Here is a 2,735-nt window from a genome sequence, read left to right as displayed (position 1 = left end):
CCGCCTATCTGGCGGTCCTGGATCAGTTCATCGCCGACGAGATCGCGCCGCTGCAGGCCCGTGACGACAACGAGCGCTTCTTTGACCACCGGCGCGAATGGGCCCGCACCGACTGGGACGCCGGCGGCCTGCCCCGCCACGATTGGGAGGAACTCCTGGGCAAGGCCCGCAAGCTGGCCGACACCGCCGGTCACTATCGCTTTGCCCTGCCCAAAGCCTTCGGCGGCCAGGACGGCTCGAATCTCTGGATGGCCGTGATCCGCGAGCACCTGGCCAGCAAGGGGCTCGGCCTGTTCAACGACCTGCAGAACGAGCACTCGATCGTCGGCAACAATCCGTTCGTGCTGATGATCCGCGACTTCGGACGGCCCGACCAGCAGCACCTGATCAGCGACATGCTCGACCGGGGCGCTTTCCGCCCGACTTTCGGCCTGACCGAACCCGATCACGGCTCGGACGCCACCTTCATGGAAACCCGCGCGGTCCGCGAGGACCACAAGGGCGAGAGCGGCTGGCGGATCAACGGCGAGAAGATGTGGACCACCGGCATGCACGCCGCGACCCACTGCTGCCTGTTCGCCCGCACCAGCGGCGAGGACGGCGACGCCAGGGGAATCACCGCCTTCCTCGTGCCGGCCCATGCGCCGGGGGTGAAGATCGAGGAGTATCTCTGGACCTTCAACATGCCGACCGACCACCCGAGGGTCAGCTTCACCCAGGTCTGGGTCCCGGACTCGGCGATGTTCGGACCCGAGGGCGGCGGCCTGGCCCTGGCCCAGCACTTCGTGCACGAAAACCGCATCCGCCAGGCGGCCTCCAGCCTGGGCGCGGCGGTGTTCTGCATCGAGGAGAGCGTCAAATATGCCCGGGTCCGCAAACCCTTCGGCAAGCCGCTGGCAGACAACCAGGCCATCCAGTTCCCGCTGGTCGAGCTGGCCAGCACCGCCGAGATGCTGCGTCTGCTGATCCGCAAGACCGCCTGGGAGATGGACCAGATGACCAAGCCGGAGGTCGAAAAGCGCCTCTCCGACAAGGTCTCGATGTGTAACTACCAGGCCAACCGCCTGGTCTGCGAGGCCGCCGACCGGGCCATGCAGGTGCATGGCGGCATAGGCTATTCGCGCCACAAGCCGTTCGAGCACATCTATCGCCACCACCGCCGCTACCGGATCACCGAGGGCAGCGAGGAGATCCAGATCCGCAAGGTCGCGGCCTGGCTGTTCGGCTTTCTGGGCCCGCGCCGCAAGGCCTTCGCCGAAGCCGGGCTCTGAGATGGAGAAGGTTTAACCTGCCGGCCCATGACGCCGATCAACAGGCACGCTATCTAACGTGGGTATGCGAGCGTCATCGGGCCGGTCCCGACGGCGCGTCTGACTTGAATCGGGCCCGTTTGCCGGTTTCGGGCGTTGTCCGGAGCAGACGAGGCCATGGAGGGCTGAATGAACCTTTTCGCCAAAACCGCCGTACGCCTCACGCTGGTCGCCACCCTGGCTGCCGGCCTGGCCGGCTGTGGGGTCAACACCATTCCCACCCAGGACGAGGCGACCAAGGCCGCCTGGGCCGAGGTGCAGAACCAGTACCAGCGCCGCGCTGACCTGGTGCCCAACCTCGTCGCCACGGTGAAGGGCTATGCGGCCCAGGAAAAGGGCGTGCTGGTCGAGGTCACCCAGGCCCGGGCCAGCGCCACCCAGGTCAAGGTCGATGCCTCGACCATCACTGACCCGGCCCAGTTCCAGCAGTATGCCGCCGCCCAGGACAAGCTGTCGGGCGTGCTCGGCCGGCTGATGATGATCCAGGAAAGCTATCCTGACCTGAAGTCGAACCAGAACTTCATGGCCCTGCAGAGCCAGCTGGAAGGGACGGAGAACCGCATCACCATCGCCCGGCGCGACTACAACCAGACCGCCCAGGTCTACAACACGACGCTGCGGACCTTCCCGAGCGTGCTGTGGGCCAAGACCCTCTATTCCAGCCAGAAGCCGGCCCAGCTGTTCCAGGCCACAGCGGCGGCCCAGTCGGCCCCGACCGTCAGCTTCGATACGGCCCCGCCGGCCTCGGCTCCGGCTCCGGCTCCGGCCCAGTAAGGTGATCACCCAAAGTCTTGTCATCCCGGAAGCCTCGCAGAGGCTATCCGGGACCCAGGGACTGGCGCACAGGGGTCGCCCCTGGGTCCCGGCTCTTCGCTCTGCGAGCTACGGCCGGGATGACAAGGCGGGGTTTGGCACGCTGCTGCTGATGGCCCTGGCTGTGTGGGTCATCGCCCTGCCCGCCTTCGCCGCCCCGAAGTTCCCGCCCCTGTCCGGCCGGGTGGTCGACGGGGCCAATATCCTGTCGCCGCAGGTCGAGGCCGACCTCACCGGCAAGCTGAAAGCCCTCGAGGACTCCACCGGCCGCCAGCTCGTGGTGGCCACGGTCCCCAGCCTGCAGGGCTACGAGATCGAGGACTATGGCTACCAGCTGGGCCGCACCTGGGGCCTGGGGGCCAAGGACCGCGATGACGGGGCCATCCTGCTGGTGGCTCCGACGGAAAAGAAGGTCCGCATTGAGGTCGGCTACGGCCTCGAGCCGGTGCTGACCGACGCCCTGTCCAGCGTCATCATCCAGAGCGCCATTCTCCCGAACTTCAAGGCCGGCGACCTCGAAGGCGGCGTGGTGGCCGGGACCGACGCGATTCTCAAGCAGCTGTCCCTGCCGGACGACGAGGCCAGGGCCAATGTCGCCCAGACGGTGGCCCA

Annotated in this window: 3 protein-coding genes; all 3 read left to right on the top strand. The window is 67.2% G+C overall.

Features of this window, described 5'->3' with window-relative positions; all coding sequences use genetic code 11:
* The coding region (locus DBR10_RS07495) for an acyl-CoA dehydrogenase family protein (protein WP_199225315.1) at positions 1 to 1,271 on the top strand (1,271 nt) is incomplete at its 5' end.
* 168 nt (positions 1,272 to 1,439) lie between these two features.
* Positions 1,440 to 2,084, top strand: coding sequence for a LemA family protein (locus DBR10_RS07490; protein ID WP_108505840.1), 645 nt, complete (start codon positions 1,440 to 1,442; stop codon positions 2,082 to 2,084).
* Positions 2,085 to 2,235: 151 nt separating this feature from the next.
* Positions 2,236 to 2,735: TPM domain-containing protein (locus tag DBR10_RS07485; RefSeq protein ID WP_199225314.1), on the top strand; the 500-nt coding region annotated here is incomplete at its 3' end.

The sequence above is a fragment of the Caulobacter sp. HMWF025 genome (assembly GCF_003060965.1).
Taxonomy (GTDB): domain Bacteria; phylum Pseudomonadota; class Alphaproteobacteria; order Caulobacterales; family Caulobacteraceae; genus Caulobacter.
Note: the sequence above shows the minus strand (reverse complement) of the source record. Positions and strands in the feature narration are given on the sequence as shown.

Bases quoted from the DNA above. Each gene is read 5' to 3' on its own strand.
- DBR10_RS07490 (WP_108505840.1), top strand. From the start codon at position 1,440: ATGAACCTTTTCGCCAAAACCGCCGTACGCCTCACGCTGGTCGCCACC.